Annotated in this window: 17 protein-coding genes; 1 reads left to right on the top strand and 16 read right to left on the bottom strand. The window is 57.6% G+C overall.

Annotation, left to right across the window (positions count from 1 at the left end):
* Window positions 1–151: 151 nt before the first annotated feature.
* From dnaE to rpsB, 16 genes are all read right to left on the bottom strand, one after another.
* Window positions 152–3,673, bottom strand: coding sequence for a DNA polymerase III subunit alpha (gene dnaE / locus BLW24_RS15160; protein ID WP_090383265.1), 3,522 nt, complete (start codon window positions 3,671–3,673; stop codon window positions 152–154).
* Window positions 3,674–3,784: 111 nt separating this feature from the next.
* The gene (gene rnhB, locus BLW24_RS15155) at window positions 3,785–4,381 is read right to left on the bottom strand and encodes a ribonuclease HII (RefSeq protein WP_090383262.1); all 597 of its coding nucleotides are present in this window, start codon (window positions 4,379–4,381) and stop codon (window positions 3,785–3,787) included.
* On the bottom strand, window positions 4,381–5,514 hold the full coding sequence (gene lpxB, locus BLW24_RS15150) for a lipid-A-disaccharide synthase (protein ID WP_090383261.1): 1,134 nt from the start codon (window positions 5,512–5,514) through the stop codon (window positions 4,381–4,383). Before lpxB ends, rnhB begins: the two co-directional genes overlap by 1 nt.
* Before the next feature lie 3 nt (window positions 5,515–5,517).
* Window positions 5,518–6,294 carry an acyl-ACP--UDP-N-acetylglucosamine O-acyltransferase gene (gene lpxA, locus BLW24_RS15145; RefSeq protein ID WP_090383258.1) on the bottom strand — a complete coding sequence of 259 codons (777 nt, stop codon included), beginning with the start codon at window positions 6,292–6,294 and terminating at the stop codon, window positions 5,518–5,520.
* Window positions 6,291–6,731, bottom strand: coding sequence for a 3-hydroxyacyl-ACP dehydratase FabZ (gene fabZ, locus BLW24_RS15140; protein WP_090383257.1), 441 nt, complete (start codon window positions 6,729–6,731; stop codon window positions 6,291–6,293). The genes lpxA and fabZ overlap by 4 nt, the downstream gene beginning before the upstream one ends.
* 48 nt (window positions 6,732–6,779) lie before the next feature.
* Window positions 6,780–7,844, bottom strand: coding sequence for a UDP-3-O-(3-hydroxymyristoyl)glucosamine N-acyltransferase (lpxD, locus tag BLW24_RS15135; protein ID WP_090383254.1), 1,065 nt, complete (start codon window positions 7,842–7,844; stop codon window positions 6,780–6,782).
* Window positions 7,844–8,347: an OmpH/Skp family outer membrane protein gene (locus BLW24_RS15130; RefSeq protein WP_090248384.1), complete on the bottom strand. Its 504-nt coding sequence runs from the start codon at window positions 8,345–8,347 to the stop codon at window positions 7,844–7,846. Before BLW24_RS15130 ends, lpxD begins: the two co-directional genes overlap by 1 nt.
* 43 nt (window positions 8,348–8,390) lie before the next feature.
* Entirely contained in the window at window positions 8,391–10,739 is a 2,349-nt protein-coding gene (bamA, locus tag BLW24_RS15125) for an outer membrane protein assembly factor BamA (protein ID WP_090383251.1), read from the bottom strand.
* Between the two features lie 89 nt (window positions 10,740–10,828).
* Entirely contained in the window at window positions 10,829–12,181 is a 1,353-nt protein-coding gene (gene rseP / locus BLW24_RS15120) for an RIP metalloprotease RseP (protein WP_090383245.1), read from the bottom strand.
* A gap of 21 nt (window positions 12,182–12,202) precedes the next feature.
* On the bottom strand, window positions 12,203–13,387 hold the full coding sequence (ispC, locus tag BLW24_RS15115; protein ID WP_090383239.1) for a 1-deoxy-D-xylulose-5-phosphate reductoisomerase: 1,185 nt from the start codon (window positions 13,385–13,387) through the stop codon (window positions 12,203–12,205).
* Window positions 13,384–14,199: a phosphatidate cytidylyltransferase gene (locus tag BLW24_RS15110; protein WP_090383236.1), complete on the bottom strand. Its 816-nt coding sequence runs from the start codon at window positions 14,197–14,199 to the stop codon at window positions 13,384–13,386. The genes ispC and BLW24_RS15110 overlap by 4 nt, the downstream gene beginning before the upstream one ends.
* A complete protein-coding gene (gene uppS / locus BLW24_RS15105; RefSeq protein WP_090383233.1) occupies window positions 14,199–14,954 on the bottom strand; it encodes a polyprenyl diphosphate synthase in 756 nt (251 codons plus the stop codon). Before uppS ends, BLW24_RS15110 begins: the two co-directional genes overlap by 1 nt.
* A gap of 16 nt (window positions 14,955–14,970) precedes the next feature.
* Window positions 14,971–15,528: a ribosome recycling factor gene (gene frr / locus BLW24_RS15100; RefSeq protein WP_090383231.1), complete on the bottom strand. Its 558-nt coding sequence runs from the start codon at window positions 15,526–15,528 to the stop codon at window positions 14,971–14,973.
* A complete protein-coding gene (gene pyrH, locus BLW24_RS15095; protein ID WP_090383228.1) occupies window positions 15,518–16,267 on the bottom strand; it encodes a UMP kinase in 750 nt (249 codons plus the stop codon). Before pyrH ends, frr begins: the two co-directional genes overlap by 11 nt.
* A 190-nt stretch (window positions 16,268–16,457) precedes the next feature.
* A complete protein-coding gene (tsf, locus tag BLW24_RS15090; RefSeq protein WP_090383225.1) occupies window positions 16,458–17,324 on the bottom strand; it encodes a translation elongation factor Ts in 867 nt (288 codons plus the stop codon).
* Window positions 17,325–17,508: 184 nt separating this feature from the next.
* Window positions 17,509–18,252: a 30S ribosomal protein S2 gene (rpsB, locus tag BLW24_RS15085; protein ID WP_090383221.1), complete on the bottom strand. Its 744-nt coding sequence runs from the start codon at window positions 18,250–18,252 to the stop codon at window positions 17,509–17,511.
* A gap of 285 nt (window positions 18,253–18,537) precedes the next feature.
* On the opposite strand from rpsB, the gene map reads away from it, so the two are divergent.
* Window positions 18,538–19,320: a type I methionyl aminopeptidase gene (gene map / locus BLW24_RS15080; protein ID WP_090383218.1), complete on the top strand. Its 783-nt coding sequence runs from the start codon at window positions 18,538–18,540 to the stop codon at window positions 19,318–19,320.
* Window positions 19,321–19,354 lie beyond the last annotated feature (34 nt).

Below are 19,354 nucleotides of genomic sequence, written 5' to 3'. Positions count from 1 at the left end.
CGACGGCCAAGTGGCCGGGAGCTGTATCCGTTATCGCGCCCTACCTTATAGCAGCAGGCGCATTCAGGTCGACACCCGGTTCTGTACGAAAGCCTTCAATACAGAACCCGCTGGGTATCACAACCGACCGGCGAAGCCTGAGCCTCGCAAATCAGCGGTAGTGCAAAAAGACGTTGTCGCGGCCGAACTGGTCACGCAATGCCTGAATCAGGCTATCAGCCGGCTCAATGCGCCAGCCCTCGCCAAACTGCAATTGCGCCTTGGCATCGCTGCCGCTGTAGTCGACGGTGATCGGGCAAGCGCCACGATGGCGGCCACACAGCTCGGCCAACCAGCGCAGACGGTCACCCTGCAGGGCACTGCTGGCAACTTTCAAACGCAGGCTATCAGCCAGGCCGGTACGCGCCTCTTCCAGGCTCATCACCCGCTTGGCACGCAGACGCAGGCCACCGGAGAAATCGTCATTGCTCACCTCGCCTTCGACCACCACCAGGGCGTCGGTCTGCAGCAGAGCTTGAGCACTGTTGAACGCCTCGGCGAACAAGGAGGCCTCAATCCGCCCGGAACGGTCGTCCAGGGTGATAAAGCCCATCTTGTCGCCCTTCTTGTTCTTCATCACCCGCAGATTGACCACCAGGCCGGCAATCGTCTGATCGCCGCGTGCGGCTTTCAGGTCGACGATGCGCTGGCGGGCAAAGCGCCGCACTTCGCCTTCGTATTCATCAATAGGGTGACCGGTCAGGTACAGACCCAGGGTGTCTTTTTCACCCTTGAGGCGCTCTTTCAGCGTCAGTTCGCGAGCACGCAGGTGATTGAGGTAGACATCTGCCTCAGCATCGGCAAACACCCCACCGAACAGGTCCATATGGCCACTGTCATGGCTACGTGCAGTCTGTTCAGCCGCTTGCACCGCCTCTTCCATGGCAGCCAGCAGCACCGCGCGGTTGCGGTCGATATTGGCTTTATAGGCTTTCAGCTCTTCATGGAAATGCGGCCCGAGACGGTCCAGTGCACCGCTGCGAATCAGCGCTTCGAGGGTGCGCTTGTTGATGCGTTTGAGGTCGACGCGCGAGCAGAAGTCGAACAGATCTTTGAACACTCCTTCTTGACGCGCTTCGACGATAGCCTCCACCGGCCCCTCACCGACGCCTTTTATCGCGCCCAAGCCGTAGACGATCCAGCCTTCGTGGTTAACCGTGAACTTGAATTCGGAGATATTCACATCAGGCGCATCGAGGCGCAGCTTCATGCTGCGGCACTCCTCGATCAGGGGCACGACCTTGTCGGTGTTGTGCATATCCGCCGACAACACCGCCGCCATAAAGGCCGCCGAGTGGTGAGCTTTAAGCCAAGCGGTCTGATACGAGAGCAAGCCATAAGCAGCGGAGTGGGATTTGTTGAAGCCATAACCGGCGAACTTCTCCACCAGATCGAAGATGTTGCCCGCCAGGTTCGCATCGATACCGTTGTTAGCGCAGCCTTCGATAAAGCCACCACGTTGCTTGGCCATCTCCTCGGGTTTTTTCTTACCCATGGCGCGGCGCAGCATGTCCGCACCACCCAAGGTGTAGCCGGCCATAACCTGAGCAATCTGCATCACCTGTTCCTGGTACAGGATGATGCCGTAGGTCGGCTTGAGTACCGGCTCCAGACCCGCGTACTGGTAGTCCTGATGCGGGTAGGAAATCGGTTCGCGACCGTGCTTACGGTTGATAAAGTCGTCCACCATGCCCGATTGCAGCGGCCCCGGACGGAACAGGGCCACCAGAGCGATCATGTCTTCCAGGCAGTCTGGCTTGAGCTTTTTGATCAGCTCCTTCATGCCGCGCGATTCAAGCTGGAACACCGCAGTGGTCTCGGCTTTCTGCAGCATGCTGAACGTCGGTTTGTCATCCAGCGGGATAAAGTCGATGTTCAGATCCGGCAAACCTTGCTTGGCTTGCTCGCGGTTGATGGTTTCCATCGCCCACTTGATGATGGTCAGGGTGCGCAAACCGAGGAAGTCGAACTTCACCAGACCGGCGGATTCCACGTCGTCTTTATCGAATTGGGTGACCAGGCCGCCACCCTCGTCATCACAGGCAATCGGCGAGAAGTCGGTGAGTTTGGTCGGCGCGATCACCACACCCCCAGCGTGCTTGCCGGTACCGCGGCAGATGCCTTCGAGCTTGAGCGACATCTCCCAGATTTCCCGGGCGTCTTCATCGACCTTGAGGAAGTCGCGCAGCGGCTCCTCCATCTCGTAGGCCTTTTCCAGGGTCATGCCGACTTCAAAGGGAATCATCTTCGACAGACGGTCGGCCAGACCGTAGGACTTACCCTGCGCACGCGCCACGTCGCGCACCACCGCCTTGGCCGCCATGGTGCCGAAGGTGATGATCTGGCTCACCGCGTTGCGGCCGTATTTTTCGGCCACGTAGTCGATTACTCGGTCGCGACCGTCCATGCAGAAGTCGACGTCAAAGTCGGGCATGGAGACCCGCTCCGGGTTCAGGAAACGCTCGAACAGCAGGTCATAGGCCAGTGGATCGAGGTCGGTGATCTTCTGCACGTAGGCCACCAGTGAACCGGCACCCGACCCACGGCCAGGGCCCACGGGCACACCGTTGTTTTTCGCCCATTTGATAAAGTCCATTACGATCAGGAAGTAACCGGGAAAACCCATCTGAATGATGATATCCAGTTCGAAATTCAACCGATCGATATAGACCTGACGCTTCTCTTCGTAATTCGGAGTGGTGTCCTTCGGCCACAGCACCGCCAGACGCTCTTCCAGCCCCTCGAACGAAACCTGACGAAAGTATTCGTCCATGGTCAGGCCGGCCGGCACGGGGAAATCTGGCAGGAAGTACTTATCCAGTTGCACCTCGATATTGCAGCGCTTGGCAATCTCGATGGTGTTTTCCAGCGCCTCGGGCAAATCACTGAACAGCTCGGCCATTTCCTCCGGGCTTTTTAGGTACTGCTGATCGGAGTAGGTGCGCAGACGGCGCGGGTCGTCCAGGCTACGGCCTTCGCCGATGCACACACGGGTTTCATGGGCGGCGAAGTCGTCTTGCTTGATAAAGCGCACATCGTTAGTCGCTACCAGTGGCGCGCCAACCTTGTCGGCCAGGGCGACAGCGGCGTGCAGACTCTCTTCATCATTAACCCGGTTGGTGCGCTGTACTTCCAGGTAGAAGCGCTCGGGGAACACTGCCATCCACTCGCGCAGAACAGCTTCGGCCTGCGCCTGCTCGCCATCAAGCAAGGCATGGCCGACTTCGCCTTCCTTTGCCCCCGACAGGGCAATCAGCCCCTCGGCCGCTTCCTTAACCCAGTCGCGCTGGATAATGACCAGATCATTGCTCTGCCCTTCGCTCCAGCCGCGTGAGACCAGCTCGGTGAGGTTGCGATAACCCTTGGCATTCATCGCCAGCAGAGTCATGCGGCTCAGCGGACCATCTTCATCGGCACTGGCCAGCCAGATATCAGCGCCGCAGATCGGTTTGATACCGCCGCCCATGGCCGCCTTATAGAACTTCACCAACGAGCACATATTGCTCATATCGGTAACCGCTACCGCCGGCATTCCGGCTGCCGCCACCGACTTGATCAGTGGCTTGACCCGCACCAGCCCGTCGACCAGGGAAAACTCGGTGTGCAAACGCAGGTGGACGAACGAAGCGGTCATGGCAGTCCTATACAAAACGCAAAAACGACAAGGCAGGGATTGTACAACCGCAGCAGCGCGCGACAAGCGCTACCGGGCACAGGATAACGAGGGAATTTCAGAAGCGTTGTATCAGTCGTCCAACAACGCACGTACCGGGCCAAACGAGCGCCGGTGAATAGGGGTCGGCCCCAGTCGCCGCAGCGCTTCAAGGTGTACCGGAGTCGGGTAGCCCTTGTGCCCAGCGATACCGTAACCGGGGTATTGCTGATCCAGCAGCAGCATCTCGCGATCACGACTGACCTTGGCCAGGATCGACGCCGCAGCAATCGCCGGCACCTGACTGTCACCCTTGACCACAGCTGCGCTGGGCACCTGAAGTTTCGGGCAGCGATTGCCATCAATCAGCGCCAGCTTGGGCGTGACGCTCAAGCCCTCGACCGCGCGCTGCATGGCCAACATGGTGGCCTGAAGAATATTCAGCTGGTCGATTTCCTCGACCTCGGCACGGGCGATACACCAGGCCAGGGCTTTTTCGCGAATTTCGTCGAAGAGTTTTTCCCGACGCGTCTCGGTCAGTTTTTTCGAATCGTTTAGACCGAGAATCGGCCGTGCCGGATCGAGAATCACCGCCGCCGTAACAACGGCGCCGCAGAGCGGGCCACGGCCGACTTCATCAACGCCAGCCACCAACTCCTGCACCAGGGTGAAATCCAGCCCTAACTGCATCAGCCGCGCCCTGTCAGTTGCAGCACGGCCTTGGCAGCCTGCGCCGACGCGTCACGCCGCAGTGCGCGGTGAATCACATCAAAGCCCTCGGTCTGCACCTCGCCGCCGTCCAGCAATGGTGCCAGCAATTGGGCCAAGGCCTCCGGGGTGGCGGCATCCTGAATCATTTCCGGCACCAGCAAACGCTCGGCCAGCAGATTCGGCAGGGAAATATAAGCACTGGTGACCAGGCGCTTGAGAATGCGATAGGTCAATGGCGCAACCTTGTAGGCCACCACCATCGGCCGCTTGTACAACAGGGCCTCAAGGGTCGCCGTGCCGGATGCAATCAAGACGGCATCGCACGCTGCCAGCGCCTCATGGGAGCGGCCATTGAGCAAGGTCAGCGGCAGATCGCGGCCCACCAGCATCTGCTCAAGCTGCGCACGACGCTCCGGGCTGGAGCACGACAGAACAAACTGGATACCGGGGCGCAAAGTACGCAAGCGCACCGCCGCATCGAGAAACAAGCTGCCCAGGCGCGAGACCTCGCCACCACGACTGCCCGGCAACAGGGCCACTACCGACTGATCATGCGATAAGTTCAGCGCATAACGGGCCGCAGCACGATCCGCCTGCTGCGGAATGGTATCGGCCAGCGGGTGGCCGACAAAACGCACCGGCACTTGATGATCCTGATAAAACTGCGCCTCGAACGGGAACAGGGTCAACATCAGGTCGCAGGCTTCGCGAATTTTCAGCACGCGTTTCTGCCGCCAGGCCCAAACCGAAGGGCTGACGTAATGCACAGTCTTGATCCCAGCCTGACGCAGCTTGAACTCCAGGGTAAGGTTGAAATCCGGCGCATCGATACCGATAAACACGTCCGGTTTGGCCGCGCTCAGGGTATTGATCAGCCGCTTGCGCCGTGACAGCAGCTCAGGCAGACGGCCAAGCACCTCGACCAAACCCATTACCGACAGACGCTCCATCGGAAAATAGGAATTCAGCCCCTGGGCCTGCATCAGCGGGCCACCGATACCGATAAATTCGATCTGTGGGTATTGGCCTTTGAGGGCCTGCATCAGGCCCGCACCAAGAATATCGCCAGACGCCTCGCCGGCGACCAGCGCGACACGCATCAGGTCAGTCATAAATTATCGGGTAATGCCGCGGCTTGAAGCCTGGATGGAATCGCGGAAGATCGCGACTTCGGGAAATTCTGCGGACGACTCGGCCAGTTCGCCCATCGCCTGCTCAACCGTAAGCCCCTGGCGATAGACGATTTTGTAGGCGCGGCGCAAGGCAGCAATCGCCTCGGCACTGAAACCACGACGGCGCATGCCTTCGAAGTTCATGCTGCGCGCTTCGGCCGGGTTGCCGAACACGGTGACGAACGCCGGTACATCTTTGCCAATCGCCGTGCCCATGCCGGAGAAACTGTGCGCACCGATACGGCAGAACTGATGGACCAGGGTGTAACCAGAGAGAATCGCCCAGTCATCGACCCACACATGCCCGGCCAACGCGGTGTTGTTGACCAGGATGCAATGGTTGCCGATCACACTGTCATGGCCGATGTGGGCATAGGCCATGATCAGGTTGTGATCACCCAGGGTGGTTTCGCTGCGATCCTGCACGGTGCCGCGGTGGATGGTGACGCCCTCGCGGATCACGTTGTGGTCGCCAATTACCAGCCGAGTCGCCTCGCCCTGGTATTTGAGATCGGGGGTATCTTCACCCACCGAGGAAAACTGATAGATGCGGTTGTGTTTACCGATCCGCGTCGGCCCCTTGAGGATCACATGGGGGCCGATCACTGTACCCTCGCCAATTTCTACATCGGCCCCGACTATCGACCAAGGGCCGACGACTACGTCGTCAGCCAACTTGGCGCTGGGATCGATGATGGCGCGAGGGTCAATCAAACTCATAGTTTGCGTTCCGCACAGATGATTTCTGCCGAGCAGACTTCCTTGCCGTCGACGCTGGCCTTGCACTCGAATTTCCAGATGCTGCGCTTGCTGCTCAGGTAGCGGGCTTCGAGGATCAGTTGATCACCCGGCACCACTGGCTGGCGAAAGCGTAGCTTGTCGGAGCCGACAAAGTAATACAGGGTGCCATCGGATGGCTTCAGATCCATCATCTTGAAGCCAAGAATACCGGCTGCTTGGGCCATGGCTTCGATGATCAAAACGCCTGGCATGATCGGGTGCTCAGGAAAATGCCCGTTGAAGAACGGCTCATTGATGCTGACATTCTTGTAGGCGCGAATTCGCTTGCCCTCAAGATCCAGCTCAGCCACCCGGTCCACCAAAAGAAACGGGTAGCGGTGCGGCAAGTATTCGCGAATCTGGTTGATGTCCATCATGTGCAGAGAAGCCTGTAAGAGAAAAAAGAGAAGCCGGCAAATACCGGCTCAGGCATCAGATGAGGTATCAGCTGCTGGGGTCACGGCGGCCAGCTGCTTTTCCAACTGTTGCAGGCGTCGCGCCATATCATCCAACTGACGAATCCGTGCCGCGCTCTTGCGCCACTCAGCCGCTGGCTGCATGGCGGTGCCCGACGAATAAGAGCCCGGCTCGGTGATCGAGCGGGTAACCATGGTCATACCGGTGACGAACACGTTGTCGCACACCTCGATATGCCCAACCATGCCCACGCCACCGGCGATCATGCAGTTCTTGCCAATCTTGGTGCTGCCGGAAATACCCGCGCAACCGGCCATGGCCGTGTTGTCGCCGATCTGCACGTTGTGCGCGATCATGATCTGGTTATCCAACTTGACCCCATTACCAATCAGCGTGTCCGACAGCGCACCACGGTCGACCGTGGTATTGGCGCCAATCTCGACGTCATCACCGATAGTCACCCCACCGATCTGTGCGATCTTCTGCCAGACGCCCTTCTCGTTGGCAAAGCCGAAACCCTCACCGCCGATCACCGCACCAGACTGAATCACCACACGTTTGCCGATCCGCACATCGTGATACAGCGTCACGCGCGGAGCCAACCACCCGCCCTCACCAATAACCGAACGCGCGCCAACAACACACTGCGCACCAACAGTCACGCCAGCCGCAACCTGCGCGCCACTCTCGATCACCGCATAGGCGCCGATACTGGCACTCGCATCAACGTGCGCATCTGCAGCCACCACAGCGGTGGGATGCACGCCAGGCAATGCACAAGGCTTGCGGTCAAATAGGTGGGAAAGTTCGGCATACGCCAGGTAAGGATTAGCAACGACCAAGGCATTGCCGGCATAGCCTTCGGCATCAGCAGCGGTCAACAGCACCGCGCCAGCCTGGCAGCCCGAGAGAAACTTGCGGTACTGCGCATTGGCGAGAAAGCTCAGCTGATCAGCGCCTGCTTCCTGCAAGGTAGCCAAGCCGCTGATCGGCTTATCCGAGGCACCACGCAAGGTGGCGCCGCCCAGACGCTCGGCCAACTGATCAAGGGTATAAACCGTTGCACTCATGATCAGCGCAGCTGATTCATGCGCTCGATAACCTGGCGGGTGATGTCGAATTGAGGTTTGACATCAATCACCGCACCGCGCTCCAGCACCAGGTCGAAGTTACCGGTCTTGATTACCTCTTCCACGGCCTTGTCCAGATTGGGCTTGAGCTTCTTCAGCATTTCACGGTCCGCTACAGCCTTGGACTCGTTCAGCTCCTTGGACTGGAACTGGAAATCACGGGCCTTTTGCTTGAATTCAAGCTCCAGGCGCTCACGCTCGGCGGTCTGCATTTTCTCACCGTCCTTGACCAGGCGGTCCTGAATGCGTTTGGCGTCGCTTTCCAGGGTTTTCAGCTTGTTCAGCTGCGGGCCGAATTTCTTCTCGGCATCCACCGCGTAACGCTTGGCAGCGTCAGATTCCAGCAGCGCCATTTGGTAGTTCAGTACCGCTACTTTCATCTCGGCAAAAGCCGGGGTCGCCAGCAAGGCAACGCTTAACAAAACCAGTTGAGTCAACTTACGCACGATGCAACTCCTGCAAAACTGTTGGTATTCAAAAATCCGACGTTTAGAACGTCCGACCGAGAGAGAACTGGAAAATCTGCGTATCGGCATCATCCGGTTTGAGGATTGGCATGGCCAAGCTGAAGCTCAACGGACCCAGCGCTGTAATCCAGGTCAGGCCGACACCCACGGAGCTGGCCAAGTTGCCTGGATCGATGCTGCCGCACTCTTCCTGCGACTTGCCGCAATTGGTGTCGAATACATTACCCACATCCCAGAACAGCGCAGTACGCAGGGAGCGCTGATCCTTGACAAACGGCATGGGGAACAGCAGTTCAGCACCGCCTTGAATCAGGACGTTACCACCGAAGGGCAGTGGATCTTGATCCGGATCGCGCGCAGTACCTGGATTGGTACCCTTGCTCGGTGTGCTGCGCGGCCCCAGGCTGCTGTCTTTGAAACCACGTACCGAATTGAAACCACCCGCGTAGTAGTGCTCGTAGAACGGCAGGTCGGAAGTAGAGCCATAGCTCTCGCCGTAACCCAGTTGGGTGTGCAAACGCAGGGTATAGGTGTCACTCAGTGGCTTGAAGACCTGACCACGGTAATCCACCTTGAAGAACGACAGATCACTACCCGGCACTGTGGTTTCGAACACCAGGCTTTGCGAGTGACCGCGATTAGCCAGCACGCCACGGTTTAGAGTCGACTCAGACCAGCCAATGGATGCTTTGAGGTTCAGGTAGCTGTCACCCTCTTCCTCAATAAAGTTAAAAATCTCATCAACGGTATACACGCCAGTACCGATGCTGTCGTTCTGGATGGTCAGGCCATAAGTCAGACGCGAGGTATCGCTGATTGGATAACCAATGCTGGCACCTGCACCATAGCTGTCCACCGAATAGCTGGACACATCGGTATTCAGTTCGTCGTAATCGGTTTCACGGAAGAAGGCGTTGTAGCCCAGGCTGACGCCATCTGGCGTCCAGTAGGGATCAACAAAACCGAAGTTGTAGTTGCTCTGGTACTCGCTACGGGTCAAGCCGACGCTGACCTTGTTACCGGTACCGAGGAAGTTGTTCTGGGTAATCGAGCCACCGAGAATCAGGCCGGCATTCTGGGCAAAACCGACGCGGGCAGTGATGGAACCGGAAGCCTGCTCTTCAACGCTGTAGTTGACGTCAACCTGGTCATCGGTGCCCGGCACCTGTGGGGTTTCGACGTTGACTTCCTTGAAGTAGCCCAGACGCTCCAGACGGGTCTTGGACTGGTCAATCAGGTAAGTCGAAGCCCAGCCACCTTCCATCTGTCGCATTTCACGGCGCAGCACTTCGTCTTCCGACTTGGTGTTGCCACGGAAGTTGATGCGGTTAACGTAAGCACGCTTGCCTGGATCGACCACAAAGGTAATCGACACGGTGCCGTCATCATGGGCTTCTGGAACGCCGTTGACGTTGGCGAAGGTATAACCTTCGTTGCCCAGACGACGGGTGATCAGTTCAGACGTGGTGGTCATCACCTTACGCGAGAACACCTGACCTTCCTGAACCAGCAGCAGGGCACGGACTTCTTCTTCCGGCACTTTCAGCTCACCGCTGAGTTTGACCTCACGCACGGTGTACTTCTCGCCTTCGTCGACGTTGACTGTGACATAGACGTGCTTCTTGTCTGGGGTGATGGATACCTGAGTGGAACTGATATCCATATTGATATAACCGCGATCCAGGTAATAGGAACGCAGACGTTCCAAGTCACCGGAGAGCTTCTCACGGGCGTACTTGTCATCATTCTTGAAGAAGGACAGCCAGTTAGTGGTCTTCAGCTCAAACAGGTCAATCAGGTCCTCATCCGCAAAGACCGAGTTACCTACCACGTTGATGTGCTGAATCGCTGCTACCGAACCCTCGTTGATATTGATCTTCAGCGCCACACGGTTACGTGGCTGCGGGATCACTTCGGCTTCGATTTCGGCGGAGTAACGCCCTTGGGCAACGTACTGGCGCTGCAACTCGTTACGCACACCTTCAAGGGTGGCGCGCTGGAATATCTCGCCTTCGGCCAGGCCAGATTGATTCAGGCCCTTGAGCAGATCTTCGCTGCTGATGGCCTTGTTACCCTCAATCTCGATACTGGAAATCGACGGACGTTCAACCACAGTAACAACCAGCACATCGCCATCGCGACCGAGCTGGATATCCTGAAAGAAACCGGTTTTGAACAGTTCGCGAGTAGCCTCAACCAGTGACCGGTCATCGGCTTGCGCTCCCACATTAAGGGGCAAGGCACCGAATACACTGCCAGCGGAAACACGCTGCAGACCGGTGACCCGGATATCGGAGATGGTGAAGGACTCGGCGTGAACTTCGGTGATCATCAGTGCGGCAAGCACCGCAGGTAGCAGCAGACGTTTCATGAAGTCCTTTCTTATTCCAACTGACAATAAAAAATCTGCCGCTTAGCGCGACACGCCTTGTTCGTACCGAGAGCGTAATTCAACAGCGGCTACAGGCGACCCAAGTCGTTTACCAGGGCCAGCAACATCACCCCGATAACCAAACTAATGCCGATCTGCATCCCCCAACCCTGTATCCGCTCCGACAGCGGGCGACCACGCACCCACTCGACCAGATAAAAAAGCAGATGCCCCCCATCCAGCACGGGGATAGGCAACAAATTAAGAACCCCCAAACTAATGCTCAAGTAGGCGAGAAACTTAAGAAAATCACTCAAACCTGACTCAGCAGAAGCGCCCGCCACTTTAGCAATGGTTATCGGCCCGCTCAAGTTTTTTACCGAGAGCTCACCAAACAGCATTTTCTTCAGGGAATTAAGGGTCAGAACGCTCATTGCCCAGGTATTTTTGGCACCTTCGGCGATGGCTTCTAACGGGCCATAGCTGACTTCACGCAGCATCTCAGGCGGCCATTCGCCTGATGAAACCACTGCACCGAGATAACCTTTTTTCCGAACGACTGCAGGATCAGACGGAATGCTCAGTGCGACTTGACGCTCAACACCCGCATGCCGATAAACCAAAACTACAGACTGACCAGAAAAGCTCTTCGCGAGCGCCACCACGTGCTCAGAGGAAAGAAACTCCTCGCCGGAAAGCGAGATCAGCTGATCCTTCGGCTGCAAGCCCACAGAATCCGCAACACTACCAGGAATAACTTCAACAACTACCGGCGGACCAAGAGGCCGCCAAGGCCGAATGCCTAATGAAGCGATAGGATTAGGCTCATCGGCACCGCGCAGCCAGTTATCCAGCACGATCTGCCGAGGACTGTCGACCGAGGAACCCGGTTCGCGTACCGCGAGATCCAGGCGACCACTTTCACCCAACCGACTAACCAGCTGCAGATTCACTGCAGCCCAGCCGGTGGTGGGCTCGCCATCAACCGCGACAATTTCCTGACCAACCTGCAAGCCGGCGACATCAGCCAGACTGCCAGCTTCGACCGCGCCGATAACCGGGCGCACCTGCTGGCTGCCCAGCATCGCTACAACCCAGAAGAACAACAGTGCGAGTAGGAAATTGGCTACGGGCCCCGCTGCCACGATAGCAATGCGCTGTTTTACCGATTTGCGATTGAACGACTGATCCAGCAACTCCGGCGGCACATCGCCTTCGCGCTCATCGAGCATTTTCACGTAACCGCCCAGCGGGATGGCGGCCACTACAAATTCGGTGCCCTGACGATCATGCCAACGCAGCAACGGACTACCAAAACCGACAGAGAACCGCAGCACCTTGACGCCACAGCGACGGGCGACCCAGAAGTGCCCATACTCGTGAATGGTTACCAGCACACCCAAAGCGACCAGGGTGCCAACTAGCATATAAAGCGCACTCATCAGACTTCTCCGCGTCGGCGATCAGCGCCGACTCAGCCATTGTTCAGCCAGATGGCGGGCTCGGCCATCAGCGGCCAGCACTGTATCCAGGCTCTCAACCGCCAGGGCGGGCTCAGCATGCAGAACGTCTTCGATGATACTCGCGATCTCGGGAAAGCGGATGCGTCGCTCAAGAAACGCTGCAACGGCTACTTCATTTGCCGCATTGAGCATAGCCGGCGCGGTACCGCCAGCCTGCGCTGCCTCACGCGCCAGACGCAGACAAGGAAAACACTGCTGATCCGGGGCCTGGAAGTCCAACCGCGCAATGGCAAACAGATCCAGCGGCGCGACGCCGGAGTCGATTCTCTCCGGCCAGGCCAGGGCATGACTGATGGGCGTGCGCATATCCGGATTACCCAACTGGGCCAGTACCGAACCATCGACATAATCAACCAGCGAGTGGATCACGCTCTGTGGATGCACCACCACCTCAACCTGATCAGGACTGGCATCAAACAACCAGCAAGCCTCGATCAGCTCCAGCCCCTTGTTCATCATGCTCGCCGAATCGACCGAAATCTTGCGCCCCATCGACCAGTTCGGGTGTGCGCACGCCTGCTCAGGCGTGACAGCATGCAACTGCTCCAGCGGCATTTCGCGAAATGGCCCACCCGAGGCGGTGAGCAAAATACGCCGCACACCGACCTGCTGCAGGCCGCGGGCGTAGTCGCCCGGCAGGCACTGGAAAATCGCATTATGCTCACTGTCGATTGGCAACAGCACAGCGCCACTTTTACGCACTGCCTGCATAAATAGCGCACCCGACATCACCAGGGCTTCTTTATTGGCCAGCAGCACCTTCTTGCCAGCCTCAACTGCTGCCAGGGTCGGCGGCAAGCCTGCCGCACCAACGATAGCAGCCATCACCGTATCCACTTCAGGATGCGCGGCCACCTCACACAAGCCCTCGGGGCCATACAACACCTGAGTAGCCAGACCAGCTGCACGCAGACCTTCCTGCAGGCGGCGAGCATCCAGAGCCTGCGCCACCACAGCAAAACGTGGGCGGTAGATCATGCACAACGCTTCCAGCTCAGCCAGACGACTGAAACCGGATAGCGCAAACACTTGATAGCGCTCTTGATGGCGCGCAATGACATCGAGGGTACTCAGACCGATCGAACCGGTCGCCCCCAGCACGGTAATCTGCTGCGGATGTCTCACAGTGCGCCCCAGCCCGCCAACCACAGCAACGCAGCAAACACCGGGATCGCCGCCGTCAGGCTGTCGATACGATCCAGCACACCGCCATGACCAGGCAGCAGATTGCTGCTGTCCTTAACCCCCGATTGGCGCTTGAACATGCTTTCGGTCAGATCGCCGACCACCGAAATCAGCACCACCACAGCAGTGCCAAGCAGCCCCATAAGTAAGCCGACAAACGACCAGTCACGGTAAATCGCCACGCCCACACAGATCAGCAAGGTAGCCAGCAGGCCACCAAACACCCCTTCCCAACTCTTACCGGGACTGACCTGCGGCGCCAGCTTGCGCTTGCCGAAGCGGCGGCCGGCGAAATAGGCGCCGATATCCGCGCCCCACACCAACACCATCACCGCGAGAATCAGCCAGTTTGCTTCAGGCCACTGCTTGAACAGCACCAGACCCTGCCAGGCAGGCAGCAGAATCAGCAAACCGATCAGCAATCTGACCGGAGCCTGCGTCCAGTAACGACTGCTGGCGGGGTAACCCAAGACCAGAAAGGTCGCAACACCCCACCAGACAACCCCAAGCAACAGAACCCAAGGCGCCAGGGCGGGCAACAGATACAAGCCAAACAACAATACAGCCACCAGCGCGGCGTAGGCCACGCGCTGGAGCCGGGCAGTAAATCCTGCCAGACGCGCCCACTCCCAGGCGCCCAGGCTGACCACTGCGCCGATAAACAGCGCAAAGAGCGCGCCATTGAGCAGAAAGAAACCACCCAGGGCGAATGGCAACAGCACCAGCGCCGTGATAATTCGTTGTTTGAGCATCAGCTACGAGCCTCAGCAGCCACCTGATCGCTGGTTTTCCCAAAGCGGCGCTGGCGGCTAGCAAAATCGGCCAAGGCTTTGCGCATGGCGTCGTGTTTGAAATCCGGCCAAAACAGGTCGGAGAAATACAGCTCGGTGTAAGCCAGCTGCCAGAGCAGGAAATTACTGATGCGATGCTCCCCACCAGTGCGGATACACAGATCCGGCAACGGCAAATCACCGGTTACCAGGCAACTCTGCAGCAACTCAGGGGTAATGTCCTCGGCGCGCAAATGACCACCTTGAACTTCACGAGCCAAACGCTGCGCCGCCTGAGCGATATCCCATTGGCCACCGTAGTTGGCTGCAACCTGCAGGACAAAGCGTTTGTCACCTGCGGTTTGCGCCTCGGCCTCACACATCGCAGCCTGCAGCTCAGGGTGAAAGCGCGAGCGATCACCGATAATGCGCAGGCTGATGTCATTGGCATCGAGCTTCTTCGCCTCACGGCGCAATGCACCGAGGAACAACTCCATCAGCGCACTGACCTCCTCGGCCGGGCGCTGCCAGTTTTCACTGGAGAAGGCGAACAACGTCAACACCTCGACACCCGCCTCGGCGCACACCTCAATCACCGCACGCACCGCATCGACACCGGCTTTATGACCGGCAACGCCGGGCAGCAGACGCTTCTTCGCCCAGCGATTGTTACCGTCCATGATGATCGCCACATGCCGTGGCACGGCGAACGGACTACCGTCTTTGGTCTTTTCCATGACGATATACTGGCCGTTAAACGGCCATCAGATCCGCTTCTTTCTGTTTCACTGCCACTTCGATTTCCGCGACAAACTTATCGGTCAGCTTCTGGATTTCGTCGGCCGCACGGCGCTCTTCGTCTTCGCTGATTTCCTTCTCCTTGACCAGGTCTTTCAACTGGCTCAGAGCATCACGACGAATATTGCGCACCGCTACACGACCATCTTCAGCCGCATCACGCGCCTGCTTGGTGAAGCCCTTACGGGTTTCCTCGGTCAGCGCTGGCATGGAGATCAGCAGCAGCTCACCCAGGTTGGTCGGGTTGAAGCCCAGACCGGAGCTCTGGATCGCCTTGTCGACAGCAGACAGCATGTTGCGCTCGAAGGCCACGACCTGCAGGGTACGGGCGTCCTTGACGGTGACGTTGGCCACCTGATTCAACGGGGTGTCGGAGCCGTAGTAAGGCACCATCACGCCACCGAGGATACTTGGGTGAGCCTGACCAGTACGGATTCGGCTGAAGGCGTGAACCAGCGATTCCAGGCTCTTCTGCATGCGTACTTGGGCGTCTTTTTTGATCTCATTGATCATGTTTATCTTCCTCAATCAGAGTGCCTTCAGCGCCACCAACTACAACGTTCAGCAGAGCACCAGGCTTGTTCATATTGAAAACACGCAGCGGCATATTATGGTCGCGGCACAGGCAGATGGCCGTCAGGTCCATTACACCCAGCTTGCGGTCGAGCACCTCATCGTAGGTCAGGCGATCAAACTTCTCGGCATGCGGGTCTTTGAATGGATCGGCAGTGTACACACCATCCACCTTGGTCGCCTTGAGCACCACGTCGGCATCGATTTCGATGGCGCGCAGGCAGGCAGCCGAGTCGGTTGTAAAGAACGGATTACCAGTGCCAGCGGCGAAAATCACCACCTCACCGGTTTTCAGATGACGCATGGCCTTGCGTCGGTCGTAGTGATCGGTGACGCCCACCATGGAGATCGCCGACATGACGATGGCCGGGATATTCGAACGCTCCAGCGCGTCGCGCATGGCCAGAGCATTCATCACCGTAGCCAGCATGCCCATATGATCGCCAGTGACCCGATCCATGCCCGCTGCACTCAGCGCCGCGCCACGGAACAGGTTGCCACCACCGATGACCAGACCAACCTGCACACCGATACCGACCAACTGGCCGACTTCCAGCGCCATGCGATCAAGCACCTTTGGATCGATGCCAAAATCTTCCGCCCCCATCAGGGCCTCGCCGCTAAGTTTGAGCAGGATGCGCTTGTAACGCGGTTGACGACCACTCATCTGCTGAGCCATTGCGAGTCTCTCCTGCGGCGTTTGAATTCTGTGCAAACCTTAAGTTCGCTTTTATCGAGCGCTTCGACAGCACCCCGAGCCATTGGCGCCAAGGCCCCAACCACTCCACAGCTTAGCTGCGCCTTCAATTTGACAAAGAGGCCGCGCGCGTTAGCGGGCAGCCTCTTCGGGGCAACAGCGATTAGCCGTCTTACTGCTTGCTGGCAGCAGCTACCTGAGCAGCAACTTCTTCAGCAAAGTTGTCGACCGGCTTCTCGATGCCTTCGCCAACCTTGAAGTAGGTGAAGGAAACGATTTCAGCACCGGCTTTCTTGGCCAAAGCACCGACCTTGATTTCCGGGTCCTTAACGAAGGCTTGCTCAACCAGACTGGCTTCAGCGAGGAACTTCTGGATACGACCAGCAACCATTTTCTCGACGATCTCGGCTGGTTTGCCCTTGATCTTGTCTTCGTTGAGGCTGACGAACACGGCTTTTTCGCGCTCAATGGCTTCAGCGGATACTTCCGAAGGCAGCAGGAATTCAGGGTTGCTGGCGGCTACGTGCATGGCGATGTCTTTAGCCAGCTCGACGTTGCCACCCTTGAGCACAACCACAACACCGATCTTGTTGCCGTGCAGGTAAGAGCCCAGAACGTCACCTTCAATACGCGCCAGACGACGGATATTGACGTTCTCGCCAGTTTTGGCAACCAGGGCCAGACGGGCTTCTTCCTGAGCAGCGATCAGCGGCTCAACTTCGGTCAGTTTGTCAGCAAAGGCTTTCTCGACACTGGCAGCCACGAAGTTCTTGAAGTCGTCCTGCAGAGCCAGGAAGTCGGTCTGCGAGTTGACTTCGAGAATGACGGCAGTCTTGCCATCTTCCTTGATGCTGATGGCGCCTTCAGCAGCCACGTTGCCAGCTTTCTTGGCAGCCTTGATCGCGCCGGAAGCACGCATGTCGTCGATGGCTTTTTCGATGTCGCCGCCAGCCTTGGTCAAGGCCTTCTTGCAATCCATCATGCCTTCGCCAGTACGCTCACGCAGTTCTTTAACCAACGCTGCAGTAATTTCTGCCATTTCAAAATCCTCTGGATAGGTTGTTAACCATTCCACCCGCGAAAACGGGCGCTCAATTCGTAACGCATTGCCGACAATGACCAAAAACGATTGCAACTGCACGTCGACGATGGTTTTCAAGGTGGCAAAAAGGGGGCAAAGCCCCCCTTTTTTGCGAACTAAGCAAACGCTAAGCGCGTTTTACTTAGCCTTCAGCAGCTTCTGCAGCCGGGGCTTGCTCAACGAACTCGTCGGCGCCGCCGTTAGCGTTGGTGCGACCACGGATTACCGAGTCAGCCATAGCACCCATGTACAGCTGGATGGCGCGAATGGCGTCATCGTTACCTGGGATGATGTAGTCAACGCCTTCCGGGCTGCTGTTGGTATCAACGACGCCGATAACTGGGATGCCCAGCTTGTTGGCTTCGGTGATAGCAATGCGCTCGTGGTCAACGTCGATCACAAACATAGCGTCTGGCAGACCGCCCATGTCCTTGATACCACCCAGACTGCGATCCAGTTTCTCCAGATCACGGGTGCGCATCAGGGCTTCTTTCTTGGTCAGCTTGGCGAAAGTACCGTCCTGGGACTGAACTTCCAGATCACGCAGACGCTTGATCGAGGCGCGGATGGTTTTGTAGTTGGTCAGCATGCCGCCCAACCAGCGATGATCGACGTACGGCGAACCGCAACGTGCTGCTTCTTCAGCAACGATCTTGCCAGCGGAACGCTTGGTGCCTACGAACAGAATCTTGTTTTTGCCCGAAGCCAGCTTCTCAACGAAAGACAGCGCTTCGTTGAACATTGGCAGGGTTTTTTCAAGGTTGATGATGTGAATCTTGTTGCGCGCGCCGAAAATGTATTTGCCCATTTTCGGGTTCCAGTAACGGGTCTGGTGGCCGAAGTGCACACCGGCCTTCAGCATATCGCGCATATTGACTTGGGACATGATAGTTCCTTGATAAGTCGGGTTAGGCCTCCACGCATCCCGATCTCCAACCCGGCGAACTTGTCGCAAGGCACCCAGGAAACCGTGTCGATACGTGTGTGGGTTTAAGCTTTCGGGCACACAGCACGTAAAGCGGCGCGTTTTATATCATAAAAGCCAGGAGCAAGCTACTCACAGACAGCAACATATGCAGCCAAGTTAGCGGCAGGTTTAACGTGGCGCTTATGGCTGGCGGCTTGTAGCTGTTAAGATGTCGCCCTTTCTGTTCGCGTTCGAGAGCCGCACATGACCGTCACCATCAAAACGCCCGACGAAATCGAGAAAATGCGCGTAGCCGGTCGCTTGGCTGCCGAAGTTCTGGAAATGATTGGCGAACACGTCAAGCCCGGCGTCACCACCGAAGAGCTTGATCGCATCTGCCATGACTATATTGTCAACGTGCAGCAGGCCATCCCCGCGCCGCTTAATTACAAAGGTTTCCCCAAGTCGATCTGCACCTCGGTCAACCATGTGGTCTGCCATGGCATCCCGAATGACAAGCCACTGAAAGAAGGCGATGTGATCAACATCGACATCACCGTGATCAAGGATGGCTACCACGGCGATACCAGCAAGATGTTCATGGTCGGCAAGGTGCCGGAGTGGGCCGAGCGCCTGGCCAAGATCACCCAGGAATGCATGTATAAAGGTATCGAGCTGGTCAAACCCGGCACGCGCCTGGGCGATATCGGCGAAGTGATCCAGAAGCATGCCGAGAAGAATGGCTTCTCCGTGGTGCGCGAATACTGCGGACACGGCATTGGCGCGGTGTTCCATGAAGAGCCGCAAGTACTGCACTACGGCCGCGCTGGCACCGGCATGGAGCTGAAGGAAGGCATGACTTTCACCATTGAGCCGATGATCAACCAGGGCCGCCCGGAAACCCGCATGTTGGGTGATGGCTGGACCGCAATCACCAAGGACCGCAAGCTTTCGGCCCAGTGGGAACACACCATTCTGGTGACCGCTGATGGTTACGAGATCTTCACCCTGCGCAGTGACGATACCATCGCCCGCACATCGGCCTGAGCCTATCGCTGAGTCTGCTGTATAGATAGAAGGA

The organism is Pseudomonas anguilliseptica (genome assembly GCF_900105355.1).
Classification (GTDB): Bacteria; Pseudomonadota; Gammaproteobacteria; order Pseudomonadales; family Pseudomonadaceae; genus Aquipseudomonas; species Aquipseudomonas anguilliseptica.
Note: the sequence above shows the minus strand (reverse complement) of the source record. Positions and strands in the feature narration are given on the sequence as shown.